Below are 22981 nucleotides of genomic sequence, written 5' to 3'. Positions count from 1 at the left end.
GAAAATCGGTCTAACTAGATATAAAAAATAAGAATTCATAAATCATCTTATTCCAATGTAACGGAAAGAAATTATAAACACAAGAGTTTTTTTCAATTCCAGAAGAATAGAAATTGTCTTAGAAAAGGGAGACTATTATCGTATAAAGGCAGAAATAATTAGTAACTCATGTTACGCGCGATGGATGATTAAAGGAATCTCTTACTCTCTTCGATTGAATCACGAAAACACGAAATGAAATGAAGAACACGAAAAAGGAAAAGAATAACATTCGACGTAAGGAATCGCGCTGCGAGAAAGATTTTTCCGTGAAATCCATAAGAATCCATGATATCCGTGATTCAAAAATTTCGTGGAATTCGCGCCTTTTCGCGGTTTTGCGATTCAAAAACGCAACCATAAATGTAACTTCTACGCCGCTAAGGGAAGGTTCTTCCAACCTGCGGGCGAGACGCCCGCGCTCCCAGGCGCGTAACATGAGTTAGTAAGAAGAAATGCAACAAGCAGTTCCTGATAAAAAACCGCCCCGCAGCCAGCGCCGCGAGGCGTTTTTTCGTTTCGATCCCAAGAAATCGTTCTTACCTAAAGAGCAAATACAAAGCTGTCAGAACACCTAGGATTAAAATCGACAATACGTTGAACAACGCCGGAGTCCGGAAGGCGGCGTCGGTTCCTACGAGTTTTATATCTTCATGGGCGGCGTGTTTCGTTTCAATGGAAAGGAAATAGCCGATGAGGAAGATCAGCAGCATGGCGACGCCCATGCGATTGAGAAACGCGTCGTGAAACGCCGCGATCGATCCCGCAATTTGGAGGCCGGAGAAAACGTCCGGCAAGTAGGCGCGCATCAGCATGGGCATGAACTTCAGGAAAGCGGAAATCGGGATGGTGAGGATGGCCATCCACATAGCCGCCGCCGCCGTGCAGCGTTTCCAGAATAAGCCCAGGAAGAAAATGGCTACTACGCCGGGAGAGACCATGCCTGTGTATTCCTGAATGTACTGAAACGCCTGATCCAGGTTGCCCAGCGACGGAGCGATGGGAATCGCGATCAATACGACGACGATGGAAGTCAACCGACCCGTCCACACTAGATTTTTTTCCGTCGCTTTGGGATTGAGTTTGCGATAGATGTCCATCGTGAAGATGGTGGCGGTGCTGTTGACCATCGAATTGAGCGAGGAAATGATGGCGGCAACGATGGCGGCGACAATCAAACCGGTAAAGCCGACCGGAACCAAATTGGTGATCAGGACGGCGTAGGCTTTGTCGGGCTTTGCAATCTGATCCGAATAGAGAGCGAACGCCACGATACCCGGCAGCAGCACGACGATGGGAACGATCATTTTGAGGAAAGCGGCGAAAACCAGGCCGTACTGCGCTTCCTGAATATTCTTACCCGCCAGCGCCCGTTGAGTGATGTACTGGTTGCAGCCCCAATAGCTGAGGTTGGCCGCCCACATGCCTCCAATGAAAACGCCGATCCACGGATACAGAGAATGATTCCAGGGCATGACGGTGTGGAAATGATCCGGAGCTTTCGTCCAGAGTTCGGAAAAGCCCGCTACGATTCCGCCGTTTTCCGTCATGTGGTTCAGTCCGAAATACGTTACCGCCAAACCACCGACGAACAAAAAGAAAACCTGTATGACGTCCGTCCAGGCCACGGCGGCGAGGCCGCCCGTCAACGTATAAATGAAGGAAATGGCGAACAGCCCGATTACGCCGTAAATGAGTTTGAATTCATGTCCCGTTATCGCCAGAAATTGAGGTCCGATCAAATTTTGCAGCGTCAGCGAGCCAAGATAGGAGATCGAGGTTAAATTGACGAAGACGTACACCAACAGCCAGAATACGCCCAGTCCCATGCTGACGCGGTAATCGAAGCGCTGCTCTAGATATTGCGGCATGGAATAGATGCGCATTTTCAGAAAGATGGGCAGCATCCACTTGGCCACGATGAGCAGCGTTACCGCCGCCATCCATTCGTAGGAAATGACGGCCAATCCCCCGGCGAACGCCGAACCGGTCATGCCGATCATTTGCTCGGCGGAAATATTGGAAGCGATAAGCGAGGTTCCTATGATCCACCAGGGCAGCGCCCGGCTGGCGAGGAAGAAGTCTTCCGTATTCCGTTCATGGCCGCGCGGCCGGAACGAAACCCAAAGCGCTACGCCGATGACTACCGCGAAATAAGCGAAAAAAACAACGTAATCGAGAAGAACTAAGCCGACTTGAGGAGGCGTGTTCATGCTAGCGTTCCTTATCCCTTTCCTGGAAGATTTATTCCTCTCCTCGTTGGGAGGTTATCCGTTGCGCGGTTCTCTTATTTTGTGGAGAATTTATATATTGTCGTTTCGCGGTAAGATTCTCCCGGCTTCAGGATCGCAGAGGGGAAATGGGCGTGGTTGGGGGAATCGGGAAAATGCTGCGTCTCCAGGCAAAAACCGAAACGATGCTTATAGACCTGTCCGCCTTTGCCGATGTTGGAACCGTCCAGGAAATTCCCCGTGTAGAATTGCACGCCCGGCTGCGTAGTGAAGAATTCCAACAAGCGGCCCGATTTCGGTTCGAACACCCGCCCGCCCAGATTCAGGGCGTCCGCTTCGGTTTTATCGAGGACGAAGTTGTGATCGTAACCGCCGCCTTTCTTGATTTGATCGTCGTCCGCGGCGATGCGCGCGCCGATTTGCATCGGTTCGGCGAAATCGAAAGGCGTGCCTTTGACGAATGCGATTTCGCCGGTGGGAATCAGGGTATCGTCGACCGGCGTGTAGAATTTCGCATTGAGCATCAACTCGTGATCGAGGATGCTTTCCATCTCTTTATGGCCGGTTAAATTGAAATAAGCGTGATTAGTGAGGTTGAGGGGCGTTGGTTTATTCGTTTCGGCGAAATAATCGATTTTCAATTCGTTCAGATTATTCAAACTGTAGACAACCTTGCATTTTAACGTTCCGGGATATCCCTCTTCGCCGTCTTGGCTGACGTAGGTCAATTCCAGGCCGGGACCTTCGTCAACATTCACTTTTTTGGCGTTCCATACTTTTTTGTCGAAACCGAACTGGCCGCCATGCAAGGCGTTGACGTCGTTGTTGACGAAGAGGCTGAATTCTTTGCCGCCCAGGGTGAATTTACCCTTGGCGATGCGATTTCCAAAGCGGCCGATAAGCGCTCCAAAATAGGGATGCCCCTTCAAATAGCCTTCCAGCGAGTTGAAGCCGAGGGTGATATCTTCGAACTGGCCGTCTTTGTCGGGGACTAGGAGGCTGGTAATGATGCCCCCGTAGGTCATGACGGACGTTTTGACGCCGTTCGCGTTTTCGAACGTATAGAGATCGACGCTCTTGCCGTCGGCGGTTTTTCCAAAAGGCGCTTTGTTCAACGTAATCTTCTCCTGTTTTCCTGAGGATTCCGACGCTTGAACGCTGATGGCAAGCAATAGCATGGCGGCGATGGCGAAAAGTGCGGATTTTTTCCAAACTTTCATTATTCCCTCCCGGATAGTTGGCGGCGGAGCCGCCGGTTTTCGGATACGATCCTTTTATTCCTTCATGATGGAGGAAGGGAAGAAAAATGGCAAGATTCTCAGGCGGATTCCGGAAGGTTTTCTTGGACGATCGCTTTATCTTTTTCTATGTTACGATCACAACATCATAGATCGCATTGGAGGGAATTGCTCGTAAAACATCCTGCCTGCGGTCTTCGAGAATTAATGCGATGGCTGCCGAAAGATCTTGCCGGCATTCTTCAGGCGTTCGTCCTTGTCCGTTGGCGCCAGGAATTTCAGGACAATAACCAATATACCACTCATCATCCTTTTCAATGATCGCGGTAAATTCGTTTCTCATCTCTTTTTTCCTCATCGGGAATCGATCTATGCTGTTTCTTTATTATAGCGCTGGATTCTTTTCTACGCCTGATTTCTCAATTCTAGCAGGGTAGGCTGAAAATGAATCGCAGCCTACCCTGCATTAGAGACGCGCCTTAATCAATTCCCTCCCTCAATATAAGGAAACTCCGTAATGCGCAAGCGGGTGCAGCCGTAAGGGATCAGTTCCAATTCCGCTACCGGCTCGTTAGAAACGGCTGGGCTTTGCGGCGGAGCGGCAGCGGAATTTCTCTCCATCTTCCAATCGGGCAGCGCCTGGCCTTTGATTTTGAGAATAACCGGAGCGTTCTTTTGCTCGAAGGGGATTTTTTGAATGGCCTGCGTTTCTATGCTAATGGGATGAATTTGGTTTTCTTCCGCATCGATCAATAACGCGTAATTCCAAGGCGATTCGGGATAGATGGCCCAATCGGCGGCTGGCAGGCGATCGTGATACGATTTGATCTTTTCGTATCGTTCCTTGATTTTCAGCGAATAGTAGATGGGACCGCGCAGGATGGAGACGGCGTTGTTGTAACGATGTTCCAATCGCAAATCCATCGGCAGAGAAAGGATGACGACATCGCCTTTTTTCCACTTGCATTCCAGGGTGACGAACGTCCCCGGCTCGGCGGAAATCGCCGCATCGCCAATTTTCACAACCGCGCCTTGGGCCCAGCCGGGAATGCGCAATTGCAGGGGGAAGGCCGCGGGCTTTTTGGGTTTGACGACAAAGCGGACTTCTCCAGAGAAAGGATAGTCCGTCTCTTCTGTAATAGTTACAGCCACGCTGTCGGCGACCGTCGCTTCCACTTCGCAGGGACCATAGGCGATGGCGGCTAGACCGCGATCTCCGTTCGCCATCCAGAGGCTCTTGACGAACTTAGGCCAGCCTTGGTGCATATTGGCGGTGCAGCAGCCGAAGTTCGGCTCCAGGCCGTAGATGTTGGATTGATCGCCGTTGGTGCTCCATTGACGCTTGCCGATGTCGCATAAAACCTGGTTGGCTTGCTGGTCGTATTGATGCGCCCAAAAGTCTGGAGTGCAGGTTCCAGGCAGGGAATTGTAGGCCAGCATTTCCAAACGGTCGGCGAAGGCGGGATCGCCGATGATGGCGATTAGATTTTCCAGCGAGAACATCAGTTCCACAACGCCGCACAGTTCGGTTCCTTGGGAAGGATGGCGTCCTGAGAGATGTTCGTCGCCCGCAAAGCGCCCCCCAACCTGGCCGTGATGTTTTTCCAAACTTTCCAGGCCGCTGTGAAGCGCCTCTTTATAGAATTCGCGATGCGTTTCCCTATATCGCAATCCGGGATATTTAACCGCCATGCCCAGATTGACGATGTGTGAGGGATGCCCATAGTGGATGCCCTCGGCGAGGACTTGGAAGGGATAGGGGAAGCGATAAAAAAAGGCCGTCCAATCGTAACTATGGCGGAAAATGGAATCGGCGGCTTCCAGGATGTACGGCTCGCCGGTCAGATTATAGAGCCAGTGGGCGGCAACGGCGTTTTCCATCGCGCGCACGCCCCGCCATTCCTCATCAGGCCAGTCGGGACGGTTGTCATGAAGATAATGGAAATAATTCTTCATGATCTCCAAAGCGCGGCCGTCTTGCGTCGCTTCGTAATACTGGGCTAAAACCTTCAGCGCCACGGAAATGGGCCAACGGTCCTTGTTCTGCGGCGGTCCGAACCAGCCATTTTCCTGTCCGCTGGAGAGAATCCACTCCATCCAGGGCTTGGTTTTTTCGATGAGGCGTTGGTCGTCCAGCAGATAGGCGAGCGGAACCAGCCCGTCCAAGTAGTAAGGGCCGCGCTCCCACGCTTCTCCGCCTTCCATGCCTTTCCACGCCGTTTTGGCGAGACTGGGCCAGAACTCGTCCAAATGGCCGGTAAGTCCATTGGACTGCACAGTCAGCTGATCTTTCAGCCAACCTTTGGGTTTGACGCTGCCCAAAGGCAGAAGCGTGAAATGGGTTTGCAGCGTCGGTTCCTTAGCGACGGCGGGAACTTGGTTTTCGCCATATGCGAGAAAGGCGGCGATTACGAATAGAAAGACGTTTATTGTTTTACGTAACATAAGAGTGATCTTTCTTGGCGAAGCATACTATTAGGCTTCTTCGACGATTTTCCATTCCATTCGGTCGGCGAGAGCATAGAGGGATTCTTTTAAATCCCCGTAGGCCGTTACCCGGTGCCAGCCCCATTTGTCCCACATGGTAAAGAGTTTTTCGATGTCGCCGGCTGGTTCAACGCAGAGTTTCGTGCGGCATGCCCGGTCGTCGGGATCGTTGGCGACTGCTTTGCCTTGATGGAAAAGTATTTCCTTTCGCGATTGGTTGAATTCGATCGTCGTCGTCAAATAATCCAAGGGGAGAATCGAACGCACCGATGCGCCTTGGCGGTCTTCCGAATGGGTCATGATCGTAAATGGATTGGTTTGGCCTTGGGGGCCGAAAACTTTGTTGGACGCGACGCAATGGGCGTAAATAATCTGCCGTTTGGACGTATCGATGACCGGATCGGAAATGTAGCCGGGACGGCCTTGCGTCAACGCGCTAATCGCCGTCATCGCCGCTGCGGAGGACGTGTCGCATTCGCAGCCGCCAACGAGGGCTTCGTTGTTCAATTCGTGAAATCCCAGGCAAGGATAGGCGTGAATATGCCCGCCGTAGAATCCTCCCAGGCAGTTGATGGTGATCGCATTGGCGTTATGTTTTTTCAAAACGTCTTTCATGCCCAGATACATGGCGGCGGAGGTTGTTAGGGTGTCGTCGGAAATGTCGATGACTTCGGCGGCGTTCTTGCGCCAGCGAGCGGCGATTTCCCGGCTTTGATCCTTATCCGCTTTTTCCCAAGCGTCGTTGATTTCCGCGAAGGATACTCTTTCCAGGGGAATGCCGAAAATCGCTTCGCCGGGACCGGAATTTTGATCGCGCACCGCCAGGATTTTCGATTCCTTCAAACGCTGGACGCAATGATCGGGATCGAGCGTTTTCAACGGATCCGGCAGGCAGGAAAGATGTCCGGCTTTAGGAGTGCGGGCAATTCGCGTTTGTTTAACCTTCTCGGCGAAGTCGGCGAGAGCGCCGCCTTTTTTGACGAATTCGAAACATCTGACCGCTGCCGCCACATCCTCCATTTTCGATGAGCCGACGAAACCTACATTGGCCGTTTTTTGACGCAGGAAATCCGCGGAATAAACTAGGAATCCGCCGCTGCCCGCGAATTGGAAATCGGCGTAGAGAACCGGTTTGTCCGATTTCGCTATCGTCTGGACGACGCGATTCCAGCAATTCAACTGATAAACCAGGTAGCCGTCGATGTCCGCCGCGCGATCCTGCTCCAGGATCGCTTTCGCCTCCTGTTCTCCTTTAGCCATCGAGGCCGCGAACTCGAAATGAGGCAGACGTTGAGTTAGCTCGTTAGCGATTTTTTCCATAACCGGCGCGAAATTGAATCCAACGTTGGGCCAATCCGGTCCCGGCTGAACCACGTCATGCAGCGAATAGACGATCCGGATTTTTATTTTAGATTTTTTATCTTCCGCCAGCAGCTGGTTGGGATTCGCCAGAATTCCAGCCGCTCCGGCGCCGGCGAGGCAGCCCTTCACGAGAAAATTACGGCGGTTCATAAGGCAGTGAGCGCAACCTGTTTGCGATGGATGATGGTTCATTACGATTCTCCTTCCCGAAGTTTTATTTCGAATAGGTTGACGGCTTTCCTCTACGTTTATCTGTATGGAATACATGGCGTAATTCGTAATCGCCATTCCGCATGATTAATTCATAAAATATCCTGTCTTGTCAACTGTTCTTGTAATTTGGGACGCCTCTCGTAAAGAAGGCGGTTCCTGCCGCGTCTGGGCAGCGTGGATGAGACGGATCGATCCAGGCTATCCCTATAAAAAAAGAAGAGATCAAGCCAGCGGGTTTGATCCCTTCTTTCGTTTTATTCGGATCGATGGTTATTCTTTATATTCTGGGATATCAGGAAATGGGTAATTATCGATTTCTTCGAGCGTGGGAAGAGAGGTTTGCGCCCCCATCCGCATGACGGATAACGCCGCCGCTTTTTGCGCCCATTGAATGGCTTTGGGAACGCTCCATCCCTTGGTGAGGGCGACAGCCAGCCCTCCGGCGAAGGCGTCACCCGCCGCCGTCGAGTCCATGGCTTTCACAGGATAGGCGGGCAAGGATTGGACGCCGTGTTTGTTGGACCATATGCAGCCGCTTTTGCCGAGAGTGATGATAACGTTGGTAATGCCGGTTTCCAATAATCCCTGGCTCATGACTTCGGGAACGGTTTTCGCGCCGACGAGCGCCTCCGCTTCATGGCGATTGGGCAGGATGAAATCGAGGCAATGGCAGATGGATTTTGGCAATCCTTTAGCGGGAGCGGGAGCGGGATTAAGAATGACGAGCGCCCCTTTTTCATCGCCGATTTGCGCCGCGCGCATAACAGTATCCATCGGAATTTCCAATTGCATAAGGACGACGTCCCCCGGTTTCAACAGGGAGCGCAGCGGCTCTACGTCGTCCGGCCTCAGGTTGGCGTTGACGCCGGGGGCTACGGCGATGTAGTTTTCGCCTTTGCCGTCGACGACGATCAACGCTACGCCCGAAGCGCCGCTGTTATCGACAACGATGTTCGAAGCGTCGATGCCTTCTTTCTTATACTCTTCCAAACTTTGTAGTCCAAATGCGTCGTTTCCTACGCGGCAAAAAAAAGAGACGTTTCCGCCCAAACGAGCGGCGGCGACCGCTTGGTTGGCGCCTTTGCCTCCTCGAACCTGGACGAATTCGCCGCCTAGAACCGTTTCGCCCGGACCAGGAAGGGATTTGCATTTCACCACCATATCCGTATTGGAACTGCCAACCACGTAGATATTTCCCATAGAAGGAATCCTTGTTCGTCGTTACTCTTCTGAAACACCTTTAGAAGGAGTTGGTGGGCTACGCTTCGCTTTGAGCCCACCCTACATGCTGAACGCCGCCGAATTTATTTTTTCTTGTTGAGAATCAAATAGCGGTAATCGATGACTTCCAGCGGCGTGGGAATATAATTGGGAACCTCCTTGCCGTCGAGATGGTCTTTCGCCGCTCTGACCCCGTATGCTCCCATCAACTCGGGATGCTGTTCGATGGTGGAAATAATCTTTCCGCCCAGAATCGCTTCCTGCGCCGGTTGCAGATTGTCGTAGGAAGTGACGGCGATCTGACCGCTTTTTCCCGCTGCGTCGATGGCGCGGATGGCGCCGAGCGCCATGTTGTCGTTGGCGGCGAAAAGCCCTTTGATGTTGGGATGGGCGGTGAGGATGTTGGTGAAAACGCTGTAGCCCTTTTCCGTCTCCCATTCCGCCGTATTGGAAGCGACGACTTTGATTTGCGGCTCGGCGTCGAAGATTCTCATCGCGCCTTTTTTGCGCAACTCGGCGTTAATGACGCCGGGGATGCCCTCCAGAATGGCGGCCTCGCCAACGCCTCCCATCGCGGCGATGAGATCGTGGACGGCTAACGAAGCGCCCAGCGCATTGTCGGAGCCGATGAAGGGGCATTGCAGTTGAATCTGCTTTTTGGCAGCTTCGTCGAGGGGATTGTCGATATTGACGACGTAAACGCCTTGAGACTGAGCGCGGAAGAGAACCGGAACCAGGCCCGAAGAACTAGCGGGCGCAATGACGAGGGCGTCCACCTGCTGCGTGACGAAATTCTCCACGATGCTCACTTGCTGCGTGATGTCGGTTTCTTTGTTCGTTCCCTGCACAAGCAGTTCCACGCCGAGCTTCTCCGCTTCTTCCCGCGCTCCTAATTCCATAGCGTGAAAGAAGGGATTGGAAAGCGCTTTCATAACGAGCGCAATGCGATATTTTTTGCTGGCGGCCGAGGCGGGGGATACGCGGACGGCGGATCCCAAAGCCGCGCCCATGCCTGCCAGAAATTGACGCCGGATCATGGTGCTATGTCCTCCAATTTTTTCTTATCTTTAAGAATTGCGTCTTAATGATCTATGCGGAACGATATAACTTTCGGCGGTAATAATCGAGGAGTACGGCTAACACGATCATCGCGCCGATGACAATCTGCTTAATGTGATCGGTTACGCCCATCAGGTCGAGGCCGTTGCGGAGAACGCCGATAATAAGCGCGCCGAAGAGCGTTCCCAAGACGGACCCTTTTCCGCCGAATAGGCTGGCGCCGCCGATAATGACGGCGGCGATGGCGTTGAGTTCGTAGCCTTCGCCCGCGTTGGGATCGCCGATGAAGATGCGCGAAGTTTGCACGATGGACGCCGCCGCTACGCAGAATCCGGAAACGGCGAACGCCAGGCAACGGGTTCGGTTCACGGGAACGCCGCTGAGATAACTGGCTTGGATATTGCCGCCCACGGCGAGGATGTTTCGCCCGAACCGGCTGCGGGAAAGCAGCAACGCGCCGATGATAACGATGGAGAATGCAATAATAACGGAATAGGGCAAAATATCGCGCCCTCCGATTTGCAGCCATCCCGAACCGATAGTCATGAAAGGCAAGGGCATCCCCGTGATTTGCTGGGCGTTGGTGAGATAGCGGGCTAATCCTCGGTCGATCATCATCAGCCCCAGCGTGACGATGAAACTAGGGACGCTGAACTTTACGACCATCAAACCCGTCAACAATCCCGCAAGAATCCCTGGCAGCAGAGATATAACCAGAAAGAGTCCTCCCGCCAACAGCCACCAGCCGAAGACGCCGGGAAAAAGATATGGCAAGGCGCTTTGAACGTATCCCGCAAAACTCATGGGCAGATTCAATCCGGTTTCCGGATCGCAGCGCAGCGTAAAGGCGGTAATCATGCCGCATAACGCTAGTAAAGAACCAACGGATAGATCGATTTCCGCCGCGCAGATCACGAAGGTCATACCCGTGGCGATGATGATGTTGACGGTGGATTGAACGAGCAGGTTGGAAAAGTTTTGCGGCGTGAGAAACCGGTCCGATTGCGTCCAAAAAAAGAGGCAAAGGACGAGGAAGATCAGCCCCATCCCAAACGTATCGAACGAACGCCGGATATTCATCATGCTATTAAAAATTCTCGAATGGAAATGATAGAGAAAGATTTTAAATTACGAGCAAGATTATCAAAGCGCCGGTGTGGAGTCAATGCGCTCTAGAACGCCGTTCCGGCGCGAAGCGAGGCCATCCCGCTTCGCGTCTTGGCGTTTGTGAAGAATCTTCGCTAAACGATATCCCGCTTTGCAGGATCGTAGCGCAAGCGGCGGCCTAGGTCTGCGGCTTGATGCGCCATGATGGACGCCACGGAATGCGAGTATCCCGCGTGGACGTCGGCGTTGGGCTTCTTGCCGCTGCGGATGCAGTCGAGCCAGTTTTTAATATGCGGCTTGGCGTCGCTCCAGTCGGGGAAGCCTACCTGATTGATCTTGATAGGTTCTTTAATGGCGTCTCTTCCCCCGCCCTCGCCGGACGCCGTCAGCGTCGCCGTATCGAAGGTTCCCTTGGTTCCGCGAATTTGCGTTTCGGTGCCTCCAGCGGAATTGCCCAGGCGGGAAGTGAAGCACAGGAGAAAGCCTTTCGGAAATTGAAAGACGCTTTCCAATGTATCGTACTGCTCGCGTTTTTCTTTCCAAACCAGCGTCGCGCCTTCCGCGCTGGCGCAGAGTGGCAGCGGATCGTCCATGAACCAAGGGCCGACGTCGATGACGTGAGCGCCGAGCAGACCCGCAAGACCGATGGAATAATCCTTGAATAAATGCCAGCAGCGGTAGCGACAAGGATCGAATTCCCGTTTGGGCAAGTTCATGAGAAATTGATCCCAATCCACATCGTCTTTTTGCACGCCGGAATAATCGCGCAGCCAACTGCCTTCGCAGCGGTTGTATTGGCATTCAATTTCAGAAACAATGCCGAGAACGCCGGAGCGTACCAATTCCACCGCTTGATGATGGGGAACATGGCTGCGGCGCTGCGTACCCACCTGGCAAATGACCTTCTTGGCTTCGACGGCGTCTACCGCCGCGTTGGCGTCGGCGATGTTGTTGGACATAGGCTTTTCGCAGTAGGCGTGCTTGCCCGCCAGCGCCGCTTCCGTAAGAATGCGGGCGTGGGCGAAATCGGCGGTGGCGATCATGACGGCGTCCACATCGTTGCGGGAAAGGATTTCTCTATATCGTTGATGAGCGAAAGGCTGGCGGCCTGCCGCATTAGCCGCCTTAGTTGCCGCCGCTTGCATCGCTTTCTTGGATACGTCGCAAACCGCTGCAATTTCCACAGAGCATTCTTTATCCAAACTCTGCGCCGTTTCCATCAAATACGTCCCGCGTCCCCCGCAGCCGATGATGGCGATGCGCAGCCGGTCGTTGGCGCCTAAAACGCTGGCGGGCGCCAGGGCGGTAGTGGATAACATCCCCAGCGTCCCGGCGGCGGCGGATAGAAAAACGCGGCGAGTGGAATGATTCGCTTGCATGGTTATTCTCCTCGAATAAGTTATCGGCAATAGCCATTCATTTTTTTTTATCCTACCGTAATAGCGCCTTGAAGGATATGGAGGGCGTCTGTTAATAGTAGTGACGATTTCTTTTACGGAGGCTGCGAACGTGAACGGCAAGGGCAGGGAATGGCCGCGAGAAATTCAACGGACGCAAGACGAGCGCACCGGCGCAATTGTTTGGCAAATCACGAATCATCCCAGCATTCATCATCATTTGTATTTTTTAACGTCATCCTTTTCGCCGGACGAAAAGCATCTTTTTTTTGCGGGATTTCGCAATGGAACGGCCAATTTTTACTGCGCGGATTTTCCCGTAGGGACGATACTGCAATTGACGGATGCGGCGGATATAAACAGTTTTTCCGCCGTTATTTCCCATGACGGAACCATCGTTTATTTCACGCAAGCGGATCGAATCGTCGCTCTATATTTAGACGATCTAACGGAAAAAACTTTGGCGCAGTTTCCCGGCGGCAGACTGGGCGAAGTCGATCTTTCCTCCGATGGGCGTTGGTTGACGTCCGCTATTCGCTTAAAGGGAGAAAACGGAATTGCAGTATGCTCGGCGCAGGGCGGCGAAGCGTCGATCGTCTATCGCCAACGGAACGTCATTGTTCATCCCCAATTCCACCCTACCGATTCCAATTGCATCGAATTCGCTCAAGATCCCGCGCCGCGAATGCACCTCATCCGACGTGATGGAACTGGTCTGCGTTGCTTATACTCGCATACTAATGACGAATACGTCGTTCATGAAACCTGGTTGGGCGATACGGGCGATTTGGTTTTCGTCTATTGGCCTTACGCCATTAAACGGATGAACCTATCCAACGGCGAGATTCATACGATTGCGGAATTCAACGCCTGGCATATCAGCCCCAGCCGCGACGGGCGCTATATTCTCTGCGATACTAATCATCCCGACATCGGCTTGCAGCTGGTGGAAACGGCCACGGGCAAGCGCACGACCGTTTGCTTTCCTCAAAGCAGCAATGCCGGTTCGCAGTGGATGAAGACGCGCTATGCGGAGAAAGCCGATTTCGAAGCCGCCGCCCGCTGCAGCGGCCTCGGCGCCGCCGCCGAAAGTACTTGGATGGAAATGAAAACCGATACGGTTTACGGGCCGCAATGGACGCATCCTCATCCCTCGTTCAGCCCGTCGCGCCGTTACGCTGCATTTACCAGCGACCGCAGTGGATATTCGCAAGTTTATGTTGTAGAAATTCCGAGAGATTTTTTTTATAATCGAATGTAAGCGCAATGGGTAATTTAAGGAATCACTTACTATTGCCGTTTGAATCACGAAAGCACGAAATGAAAAAGAAAAACACGAAAAAAAGAAAAGAAAAACGGTTGATGTAAGAAATCACGCAGTACGAAAGATTTCTCCGTGGAATCCAAAAGAATCCGCGAAATCCGTGATTCAATAACGCAATATACGCAACAATCTAGTACGAATCGAGGCTCATGAAAATGAAGAAAAAATATAACAAAAAAACTGCATTTCTATTTATGGCTATCCTTGGCTTGGCAGTCGTAGCCTTAAATGCCAAGGGAGAGGAGAAGAAGGACGCGATCCAAGCGGCGCATGGCGTGTTGACGCGATTGATTCCAAAGCAGGCTGGCGCATTCGTCATGGAATCCATCTCGCAGGAAGACGGGAAAGACGTTTTCGAAATCGAAAGCCAAGACCATAAGATTATCTTGCGCGGTTCGAATGGCGTGGCTCTTTGCTCGGCGTTGAACTGGTATCTGAAATATTACGCCCGCGCCGATTTTTCCTGGAATGGTTCGCAATTGAATCTTCCCGATCCCTTACCCTCCGTGGACAAGAAAATCCGCCAAATCAGCCCCCATCGCTATCGTTATTTCTTCAACTATTGCTGCTTCGGCTATTCGCTGGCGTGGTGGGATTGGCCGCAATGGGAGCGCATGATCGACTGGATGGCGCTTAATGGAATCAATATGCCGCTGGCGGTTACGGGGGAAGAAGCGGTATGGCGGATTTTACTGCGCGATTTGGGTTTGAGCGAGAAGCAGCTGGAGGATTTTCTCGCCGGTCCGCCTTATCTGCCCTTCGGCTGGATGGGCTGTCTCGACGGCTGGGGCGGACCCTTGGCGGCGGACTGGATCGACCGGCGCGCGGAATTGCAGCAGAAAATTTTAGCGCGGGAACGCGAGTTGGGCATGACGCCGGTTTTGCAGGGATTCACCGGCCATGTTCCCCCAGCGATTCAAGAAAAATTTCCTGACGCCAAATTGCAGAAAATTCGTTGGATCGAGTGGGATACTTATTTTCTCGATCCGCTCGATCCATTGTTTGCGCGCATCGGCAAGAGTTTCGTCGAAGCGCAGACGAAACTCTTCGGCAGCGATCATCTGTACGCCGCCGATACCTTTATCGAAATGACGCCGCCCAGTAGCGATCCCCAATTTCTGGATGCGATGGGCAAAGCGATTTGCGGGGCGATGGCCGCCGCCGATCCGCTGGCGGTATGGGTAATGCAGGGATGGATTTTCTACAATAATCGAGAATTTTGGCGGCCGCCGCAGGCGAAAGCGTTTCTGCAATCCGTCCCCGGCGAACGGCTGATCGTCCTCGATCTTTACTGCGACGAATCGCCGGTGTGGAATCAAACGGAATCGTTCTACGGCCAGCCGTGGATTTGGTGCATCCTGCAAAATTTCGGAAACACGGTTCATCTTCATGGGCGGTTGCCGCGAATCAACCAAGACCTTTTCGCCGCCATGAACGATCCCCAGCGCGGCAGACTATCGGGAATCGGCATGATCCAGGAAGGACTTGATTACAATCCCGCCGCCTTCGATTTCATGACGGAAATGGCTTGGCGCAGTCAGCCTGTCGATCTCGGCGAATGGATGGCGCAATATGCTCATCGGCGCTACGGACGCCGGCTTCCTCCCGCAGAAAAAGCATGGGAATTATTACTGAATTCCGCATATTCCGGCGCGTCCCGGACGAGTTCGGCGATTTGCGCCCGTCCCGCCATCTCCAGCGGGACTGCTACTTTGGAAGCCGCGCATATTCCATCCGAAGCGCTTACAATTGCCCTGGCTTGGGAACAATTGCTGCAATGCTCGAGGGAACTTGGGAAAGTGGATAGTTATCAATTCGATTTGGTTAATGTTACTCGCCAGGTTTTATCGTCGCTCTCGGATCCTTTAAACCTCCGCATGATCGCCGCTTTCCAGGAAAAGGATAAGAGAACTTTCGCCTCGGCTTCGCAGGATTTCTTGCAACTCTTTAAGGACTTGGACGAACTATTGGCGTCCCGCGAAGAATTTCTCTTGGGAAAATGGCTGGAAGACGCCAAACGCTGGGGCGGCGACGAAAAAGAAAAGCGCCAATGCGAATGGAACGCTCGCAATGTGCTCACCCTCTGGGGCGGGCGCGATTCCGACCTGCACGATTACGCCCGCAAAGAATGGTCTGGATTGATTACGGGATTCTATCTTCCCCGCTGGCGGATGCTGATCGACCGCCTGAATATGTCTTTACGAGACAATAAACCATTCGATGAGGAAGCGTTTCAACGGGACGTGCGGCAATGGGAAGAGAATTGGACGCATGGAAACGAATCCTATCCCTCCGCTCCAACCGGTGATCCCGCCGCCTTGGCGCGCAAGTTCTTCGAGAAATATTTCAAGAAATATTGTTGGGTGGAAAAGAACAATTCCGGCGGCGAATAACGGATTGTGGAAAGCGGTTATTGACCTCCCGCCGTCGTCAGTTGCGCCTCGCCGCCGTAGCGGCAAATATCGCCCAGGCTGACGAGGCCGTTGGATGGACCGTACAGGGTTGAATTGCATATTGTCATGTTGCCGATCTTATAATACAGCGTGCCCCAGACGCCGCCGGAGTCCCGTTTGTCCGGCCCGAAACTAGCCATGCCGTAGCCTTTGAAATAGGGATGATTGTTTTTGAAATACCCTTGGGCGCTTGTATCGTTGCGCGCCCAAAAGCCGTTGTAATTGACGTAGGTGTAGTAATCTTTATTGGTCGGTCCGTTCGCCGTCCAGGAACCCTCGCCGAAAGCGTCTATTTGCATGACGGAGGAAAGATAGGCGACCGGAGTAGATAAGCAAGTAAGGCTCGCCGTCGTAAAGCCGCCGACGGAATTGGGAAAATTGCCCCACGGGTATTCGTTGCCGTCGAGAAAATACATTTCCATCGCCGTGGAGAAGGCTTTCAAGTCGGAATGCGTCCGGGCGATTTTGGCGCGGATTTGAGCGTTCAAGAAATTGGGAACGGCGATGGCCGCTAGGACTCCGATAATGGCCACGACGATGAGCAATTCGATCAGCGTAAAACCTTTTCTTTGAGCGTTCATTATCTCTCCTCGCATAAATATCCCGGACTCGCATGACGCTGCAAGTCCGGGATATTGTAATTCGTTTAGCGATTTCAAGGAATCAATTGTGTAGGGTGGGCTCAAAGCGAAGCGTAGCCCACCATTTTTCTTACCTCTTTTTTGCATAAATCAGAATAATGACCAATCCTTCACGGAAACGGGACGTTCGATGAAGTAGATGCGTTCCACCCCTAGCGATTGCCAGGGGAAAGAAGAGTGGTTGCATCCGAACCAATCGAGAATGCCGTTGTCGTAATCGATGGAAAGCACGGCGAAGCCCGCCATGTCTCCCGTCTTAGGCGGGAAGATGTCGTTGGTGAAATCGCCCTGCATCGCCGTCCAAGGGATTTTGATCTCCACCGCCCAATCCTGCGTATTTTTATCGAGGCTGGCGGCGATAGTGGATTTAGCCATGATGTCGATCTTGAGCCAGCCGTCGAAATCGTTCTTGGCGTCAATAGTTCCATCGCCCTTGTCAGCGGCGATAGTGGGGATGTACATCATAACTGACAGCGTTTCGTCCGGCGTTTCGGCGAAGACGAATTGCAAGGCGTCCGAACCGTTGGGATAGGGACCTACGTAGGAATAATTGTCGTCTTGAGCCGATACGGCGGCGTAGAAAAATTGATCGTCCCACATGAAATAGTAAGCGGCGTTGAAATCATCCAATGACGTTGCCTTGGCGGCGCTGGGCGGATTGATTCCGGCGTGCGCGTATTCCGGGAAATAGGGATCTGCGGCGCCTGACAAGGTCTCCGAATTCATGACCATCGGCTGAGCTCCAGCGTATTCTTCCGGCGTGACCTTTCCGTCAATGGCGATATTTTGTCCCGGGGATAGTTTGACGGCGTTGACCGGCCACCCGCCTATCAATGGCGCGGCGTAAACCGTAGCGAATAGGTCGTCGGCGTAGATGAAGGTTCCAGCCGGCGTTTTGGAATAGAGTTGAATCGCCATCTGGATGCGTTCGCCGGGATCGAACTGCAAGGTCAATTTATGCTCGAAGGGAACCCATGCGTCGAACGCTTCCGGCTTCAGAATGCTGCCTACGTTGTTTTCCGCTTTGCCGTTCCACTCCTGAACGCGGAACCAGATGTGGGAATTGGCGTCCCATGAACTGGCGGGAACATAATAATAGCCTCTCAATGTTACCGTCGCTCCTTTGGGAATCTCCAAGCCCTTCTCGATATCCTGCACCGCCGCGTGATATTGATCGCTGCCCAGACCTTTGATTTGCAGCGACGATTCGCCGGAAAACTTTTTCTCTTTCGAGAGGGCGAAATCGGCGATGGAACCGGCGCCCTCGTGCCGCCACGGCGCTAGATCGCCTTCGCATCCGTTATTGTCGATCGATTCGTCCACCCAACGAATCCAATCGATTTCCACCGTGTAATCCACCGTGGAAAAATCGCCGAAATCGTAACGGATATTATTGAACCAGCCGTCCCACGTATCGCTTAAATCCTGGTAAAGGACGAACCACTCGCCTTCCACGGGAACCGTATATCCTTTCGAGGCATGTCCTCCGACGACGGGGAACCAATAATTTGCCCATCCGGCGAGACTGGCGCCCGACGATACGCGCATCCGGGCGGCGATGCCCGTCATCTTATCCGCGTTGTAGGGACCGGCCGGACCTTCGATGACGGGATCGTTGGCCCCGGCGGGGATATGAATCGTTAAAACGCCGTTGGCGACTTCCATAGAACTAATGGAAGTCCAGCCTGGTTTGGACCAACCGTCGAAATCGCCGTCGGTATTGAATTCCCAATTGGAATTGGGCCAGGCCCAATACTCTTCCTCTTCTTTCGGCTCTTGGATATCCACAAAAATATCGTCGAAGAAAAAGGATTTGCCCGATGGATTTTTGGAATAGAGTTCTACGTCCAATTTCTTGCGCTCGGCGGGTTCGTACTGCAAAGTCAAGCGGCTTTCGAATTCGAACCATTGGTCGAATACTTTGACTTCGATAGGCGGACTGTTATTTTCCGTGGTTCCATTAGATTCGCTGATGCGGAACCAAAGAGTGGAATTGGCGTCCCACGAACCAGCGGGGATTTTCGCCGCGCCGACGACGGCGACGGAAGTTCCTTTCGCAAATTCCAGGCCGCCGAGAATGGATTGAGAAACGCCGTGATATTTGTCACTGCCAAGTCCGGTTGCTTCTACATTGTAAAATTCGGAATACCAATCCTTATCGTTGACTTGAAACGAATCGATGGTTCCCTGGCCGACTAATTTCCAAGGATAAAGGTCGCCTAGTTCGAAATTGTCGTTTTCGATGGCGCCGTCGACGAAGCGCACCCAATCGATTTCCACCGTGTAGTCTTCGGGAACGTTATCGGCGACGTCGATGCGGATGGAATTGATTTCTCCGCCCCACGGTTGGGGACTGTCGCCGCCCTGCGCCGTCAAAAGATCGATATAGACAATAATCCATTCACCTGGATAGGGAATAGCGTAATCCGCGCTGCCATGCGAACCGGCGGCGGGAAAATAATAAACCGACTTGCCGCCGGTATTCGAGACGTCGGCGGACCATCTCATTTTCATTTCGACGCCCGTGATGCGGTCGCCGTCGTAAGGACCGAAGGGACCGTTGATAAACGGATCGTTCGTTCCCGCCGCCACCGATGCGATCATTTTGCCGTCTTTGACTTCAAGGCTTTTGATAGCCTGGCCGATCATCCAGCCTTCCTTGTTTCCATCTTGGTTGAATTCCCAAGCCCAGCTTTGCGAAACAATCAATAGAAATGATGCCGCCGCCATGAATCCCAATCGTTTCATTTGTCTCTCTCCCTTAATTAGAGTAATAAAGTTTAAGCCGATTAAGTCAAAATCGTTCTGAATTTACCAAAATAGTGAATTCTTTGTCAAGAGAAGTATCATTTATTTAATAAAGATAGATGAAATATTTCTTTTATCTTAAGGTTCGAGGAGGACGAAAATAAAAATATATTGGATTATAACTCCATTATATTGAGATACATATCATCCAATCAATTCAATGAAGGATTCTCATGGTATGGAATTGCCATAAATAGTCAACAATATCCATTAATTGCCATATAGATTCAATTGTCGTATCCCTCATCGGGAGTAGAAATCATACGAAACGCAAGCGTGGATTTCCCCGCTTCGCCGAAATCGCCGCGCAGTTTGATCCAAGTATCCGCTTTTTTATCGCTAGGGCTGGATGGTTTAAGCAAATGGGCGGTCAGGCGCGTCATGCCCATCGGTTCGATGGAAGCATCCCAACGCTCCGGCTTCAGTTTCCATCCTTCGGGCGCATGTTCCAATACGACGGAACCCTTCGCCGGTTCGCTGCTGAAATTGTAAACATAGAGCGGCAGTTCGATCTCCTTGTCCGTTTCGATTATGTATTCATACTCATGGATCCAGGGGCCGGATTCTATTTGAACGATGGTTGGAATAGGCATTCGCAACTGCATGACGATGGGCGAAGCCTCGCCGGAACGATAATCGCTGGCGAGCAAAGGCGGTCTAAACTCCAGTTTTTGCGATTCGCCTTTGGGCAGCAGGATAAACAGCGGCGCCGAGGTTAATTTTGCAGGAATTTCTTTTCCCAAAGGTCTGCCTAAATAATTGAAAATTCCTTCGATCTTCAGCGTTTTCGGCAGCGGCCAATCGGCGGCGGCGTTTCCCCGATCCGGCCAATCGGCTTGTTTTTCCGTCCAGGCGATTAAGACATCCCGCTCGGAGCCGTCCGGCTGAGAGCGGAAAGCGACGACATGGATGTCGGGATTGTCAGCGCTTTTCCATTTTCCTATACACTTGGCGCCCGCAAAAAATCGGCCTACGGCGGCGAGAGCGCAGTAGCCGGGGCGCGGCGTAAGATCGCGGCGCAAAAGGCCGAACTGAATGTTGTTTTCGATATACTGCCCCAGGATGAAATGAAAATGGCGTTGGCAACCTGCAAACAGGCTTTGCGCATAAGATTGGCCGATGAATTCCGCTTTCAATATTTCGTCGCGGCGCGAAAGGTCGTATTCCGGCGCTCCCGATTGCCAATGGATGCCCCGATCGCACTCCGTCATCCAGATCGGCCGTCCGCAGGCGGCTTTCAACGCCGGTTGGCGGCGGGCTTCGTAAGCGTCCGTCCAATCGTAAGAATGGATATTGAACGCATCGAAATAAGGCCAAGCCTCGTTTTCCAATATGCTTTTGGCGAAAGGCGGAGTTCCGGCGCCTGCCAGAGTGTTCCAACAGACAGTAACTTGAGGATCGCCCGCCTTGAAGCCGAGATAGGCCGCCTTCTGCATGGAGCACATCTCGTCGGCAGTATGTCCGCCGAAGTTCTTTATGTTGGCTTCATTCCATGGCTCCCACGCCAACACGCGATTTTTAAAGCGCTGGCTCATGGTTTTGCAAAAGTTATAAACAATCCTTAAGTCGCGGGGAAAGCGCCCCTGATTCGATCCCTCTTCCACAGCCCAGGCGGGGGAATCGTGAAAAACTTGCAAGACTTTCAATCCCAAACGCGTTTGAATCTCCGCCGCGTCGTCGTAGGTCGTATGTTCCGCATATTGATCCGGCCCCGTCTCCATTTCGCTCCAGCGCAGGCGGTCGCGAATCCAGTTGGCTCCCGCGAGAGCGGCCAAGCGCGACAATTGTTCCTGCTTCGTTGGATCGTTTTTGGCGAACCAGGAATGAGCGCCGTCTAGACAGACAGGCGAATCCTGTGGAATCGGCGCTTTTAACTTCGCCAAAACCGCCGCCGCCGTCCAATGGACGCAACTTTCCTTCTCGTCCAGCCATTCGATCCGATACCATCCAATGCCCAAAAGCCCGCAATGAATGGGAGCATCTTTTTCTTTTGGAAGGTCGCCGCTTTTGATGACGGCGTCCTTATCGTCAACAATGCGCCATTGATTTGCGTTTTCCGGAAGAGAGGAAGGTTGAGGGATGACGACGTTCTCGCCTTCCAAAAACACATTGCCAGGATGATCGCCCGCATCGGGAACGCTGCGTTCGATGGTTTGCAAAGCGCGCCAGGGATCGGGATTTTGAGAATTATCGCTGGCAAGAATTTGGGAAGCGATGACGGTTAATGTAAGGATGGCGATTATGAATACTCTCAGGTTGCATTTTATCATTTTTAAACTCCATTTATCGGCGCGAGATGGAAAGATGATAACTCATATTACGCGCAATAAAAAACGGTAAGGGGATTTTGTTTATCGTATTGAATCACGAAACCACGAAATGAAAAAGAAAAACACGAAAAAAAGACTTTGACGCAAAGGATCGCGTTATGAGAACGATTTTTCCGTGAAATCCAAAAGAATCCGTACTATCCGTGATTCAATAACGCAACAAAACTATGAGGACGAGAGAACGCTTGCTGCATAACATGAATGATTATCTCATGGCCGAAATCGGCATGAGATGGTATGATGATAAGATAAAGAAATCGAAAGCGAAAGCATGGCAAAGAATAAAGGCGATTCGATGATGACACGAAACATTGCGCTTGCGATAATCGTATTAGCTGCCGCTCTAACCGCATGCCGTTCGGATAAGCAGGAAATGAAACTGGAGAAGAAAAGCGCTTCCGCCGTTCAAGCCGCCGTTGCAAAAACAGGAGAGAATAAAATGCCGGATAAAATCGTAAAAAGCGACGAAGAATGGCGCAAGATTCTCACTCCCGAACAGTTCTATATCATGCGGGAAAAAGGTACGGAGCGCCCCTTCACCGGCGCGTATTGGAGTACGAATACGCCGGGCGTATACATCTGCGCCGCTTGCGGCCAGGAACTTTTTGGCTCGGACGCAAAATTCGATTCCGGTTGCGGCTGGCCGAGTTTTTATCAACCTATCCAAGGGCAAAACGTCGAAGAACATTCCGACAACAGCCACGGTATGCAACGCACCGAAATCGTTTGCCGCCGCTGCGGCGCCCATCTCGGCCACGTTTTCAACGACGGCCCTCAGCCCACCGGCTTGCGCTATTGCATCAACTCCGCTTCCCTGAAACTGGCAACGCGGTGATTTTGGGACTGGGGGACTGTGGGACATATCGCCATATCTCCATGTCGCCTTGTCGCTGTTGGCTGCGCTTCGCTTTGATCCCACCCTACAACTAACCACTTGTCACTCATCACTGTTTTATAACTACGTTTTGGGTGCGTTCCGGCGGCGTTACAGCGAGCCGTTCGACTTTCCCGTTGCGGTAGACGCATTCCACCACCGTATTCATCGGCGCATGGAGTTTGAACTCAACGTCC

15 protein-coding genes are annotated in these 22981 nt (G+C 52.3%); 3 read left to right on the top strand and 12 right to left on the bottom strand.

The genetic code is table 11. From position 1 onward, the window contains the following. Positions 1 to 578: 578 nt before the first annotated feature. From AB1656_08820 to AB1656_08780, 9 genes are all read right to left on the bottom strand, one after another. Positions 579 to 2252 (bottom strand): sodium/solute symporter, encoded by a 1674-nt coding sequence (locus AB1656_08820; protein MEW6235473.1) that lies wholly within the window; start codon positions 2250 to 2252, stop codon positions 579 to 581. A gap of 74 nt (positions 2253 to 2326) precedes the next feature. Continuing rightward, the gene (locus AB1656_08815; GenBank protein MEW6235472.1) at positions 2327 to 3490 is read right to left on the bottom strand and encodes an aldose epimerase family protein; all 1164 of its coding nucleotides are present in this window, start codon (positions 3488 to 3490) and stop codon (positions 2327 to 2329) included. A gap of 145 nt (positions 3491 to 3635) precedes the next feature. After that, a complete protein-coding gene (locus tag AB1656_08810; GenBank protein MEW6235471.1) occupies positions 3636 to 3851 on the bottom strand; it encodes a type II toxin-antitoxin system HicB family antitoxin in 216 nt (71 codons plus the stop codon). Between the two features lie 140 nt (positions 3852 to 3991). After that, positions 3992 to 5953 carry a beta-L-arabinofuranosidase domain-containing protein gene (locus AB1656_08805; GenBank protein ID MEW6235470.1) on the bottom strand — a complete coding sequence of 654 codons (1962 nt, stop codon included), beginning with the start codon at positions 5951 to 5953 and terminating at the stop codon, positions 3992 to 3994. 30 nt (positions 5954 to 5983) lie between these two features. Next, positions 5984 to 7549, bottom strand: a complete 1566-nt coding sequence (locus tag AB1656_08800; protein MEW6235469.1) for a hypothetical protein — start codon at positions 7547 to 7549, stop codon at positions 5984 to 5986. A gap of 291 nt (positions 7550 to 7840) precedes the next feature. Beyond that, a complete protein-coding gene (gene rbsK, locus AB1656_08795) occupies positions 7841 to 8770 on the bottom strand; it encodes a ribokinase (protein MEW6235468.1) in 930 nt (309 codons plus the stop codon). Between the two features lie 104 nt (positions 8771 to 8874). After that, positions 8875 to 9828, bottom strand: coding sequence for a substrate-binding domain-containing protein (locus AB1656_08790; protein MEW6235467.1), 954 nt, complete (start codon positions 9826 to 9828; stop codon positions 8875 to 8877). A gap of 52 nt (positions 9829 to 9880) precedes the next feature. Then, positions 9881 to 10933, bottom strand: coding sequence for an ABC transporter permease (locus AB1656_08785; GenBank protein MEW6235466.1), 1053 nt, complete (start codon positions 10931 to 10933; stop codon positions 9881 to 9883). Between the two features lie 158 nt (positions 10934 to 11091). Continuing rightward, positions 11092 to 12336, bottom strand: coding sequence for a Gfo/Idh/MocA family oxidoreductase (locus AB1656_08780; GenBank protein MEW6235465.1), 1245 nt, complete (start codon positions 12334 to 12336; stop codon positions 11092 to 11094). A gap of 130 nt (positions 12337 to 12466) precedes the next feature. Between AB1656_08780 and AB1656_08775 the strand changes: the two genes are divergently transcribed. Further along, positions 12467 to 13615, top strand: coding sequence for an oligogalacturonate lyase family protein (locus AB1656_08775; GenBank protein ID MEW6235464.1), 1149 nt, complete (start codon positions 12467 to 12469; stop codon positions 13613 to 13615). Positions 13616 to 13833: 218 nt separating this feature from the next. Next, on the top strand, positions 13834 to 16071 hold the full coding sequence (locus AB1656_08770; protein ID MEW6235463.1) for an alpha-N-acetylglucosaminidase: 2238 nt from the start codon (positions 13834 to 13836) through the stop codon (positions 16069 to 16071). Between the two features lie 17 nt (positions 16072 to 16088). On the opposite strand, the gene AB1656_08765 is transcribed toward AB1656_08770, so the two are convergent. From AB1656_08765 to AB1656_08755, 3 genes are all read right to left on the bottom strand, one after another. Then, positions 16089 to 16712, bottom strand: coding sequence for a prepilin-type N-terminal cleavage/methylation domain-containing protein (locus tag AB1656_08765; GenBank protein MEW6235462.1), 624 nt, complete (start codon positions 16710 to 16712; stop codon positions 16089 to 16091). Positions 16713 to 16862: 150 nt separating this feature from the next. Then, positions 16863 to 19520 carry a carbohydrate binding domain-containing protein gene (locus AB1656_08760; GenBank protein ID MEW6235461.1) on the bottom strand — a complete coding sequence of 886 codons (2658 nt, stop codon included), beginning with the start codon at positions 19518 to 19520 and terminating at the stop codon, positions 16863 to 16865. 287 nt (positions 19521 to 19807) lie between these two features. After that, complete coding sequence (locus tag AB1656_08755) at positions 19808 to 21850, bottom strand: hypothetical protein (GenBank protein MEW6235460.1); 2043 nt, start codon at positions 21848 to 21850, stop codon at positions 19808 to 19810. Positions 21851 to 22205: 355 nt separating this feature from the next. Here AB1656_08755 and msrB point away from each other — a divergent pair, with 355 nt between their 5' ends. Continuing rightward, complete coding sequence (gene msrB, locus AB1656_08750) at positions 22206 to 22745, top strand: peptide-methionine (R)-S-oxide reductase MsrB (protein MEW6235459.1); 540 nt, start codon at positions 22206 to 22208, stop codon at positions 22743 to 22745. The last annotated feature ends 236 nt before the right edge of the window (positions 22746 to 22981 follow it).

Source organism: Candidatus Omnitrophota bacterium (assembly GCA_040755155.1).
Taxonomy (GTDB): domain Bacteria; phylum Hinthialibacterota; class Hinthialibacteria; order Hinthialibacterales; family Hinthialibacteraceae; genus JBFMBP01.
Note: the sequence above shows the minus strand (reverse complement) of the source record. Positions and strands in the feature narration are given on the sequence as shown.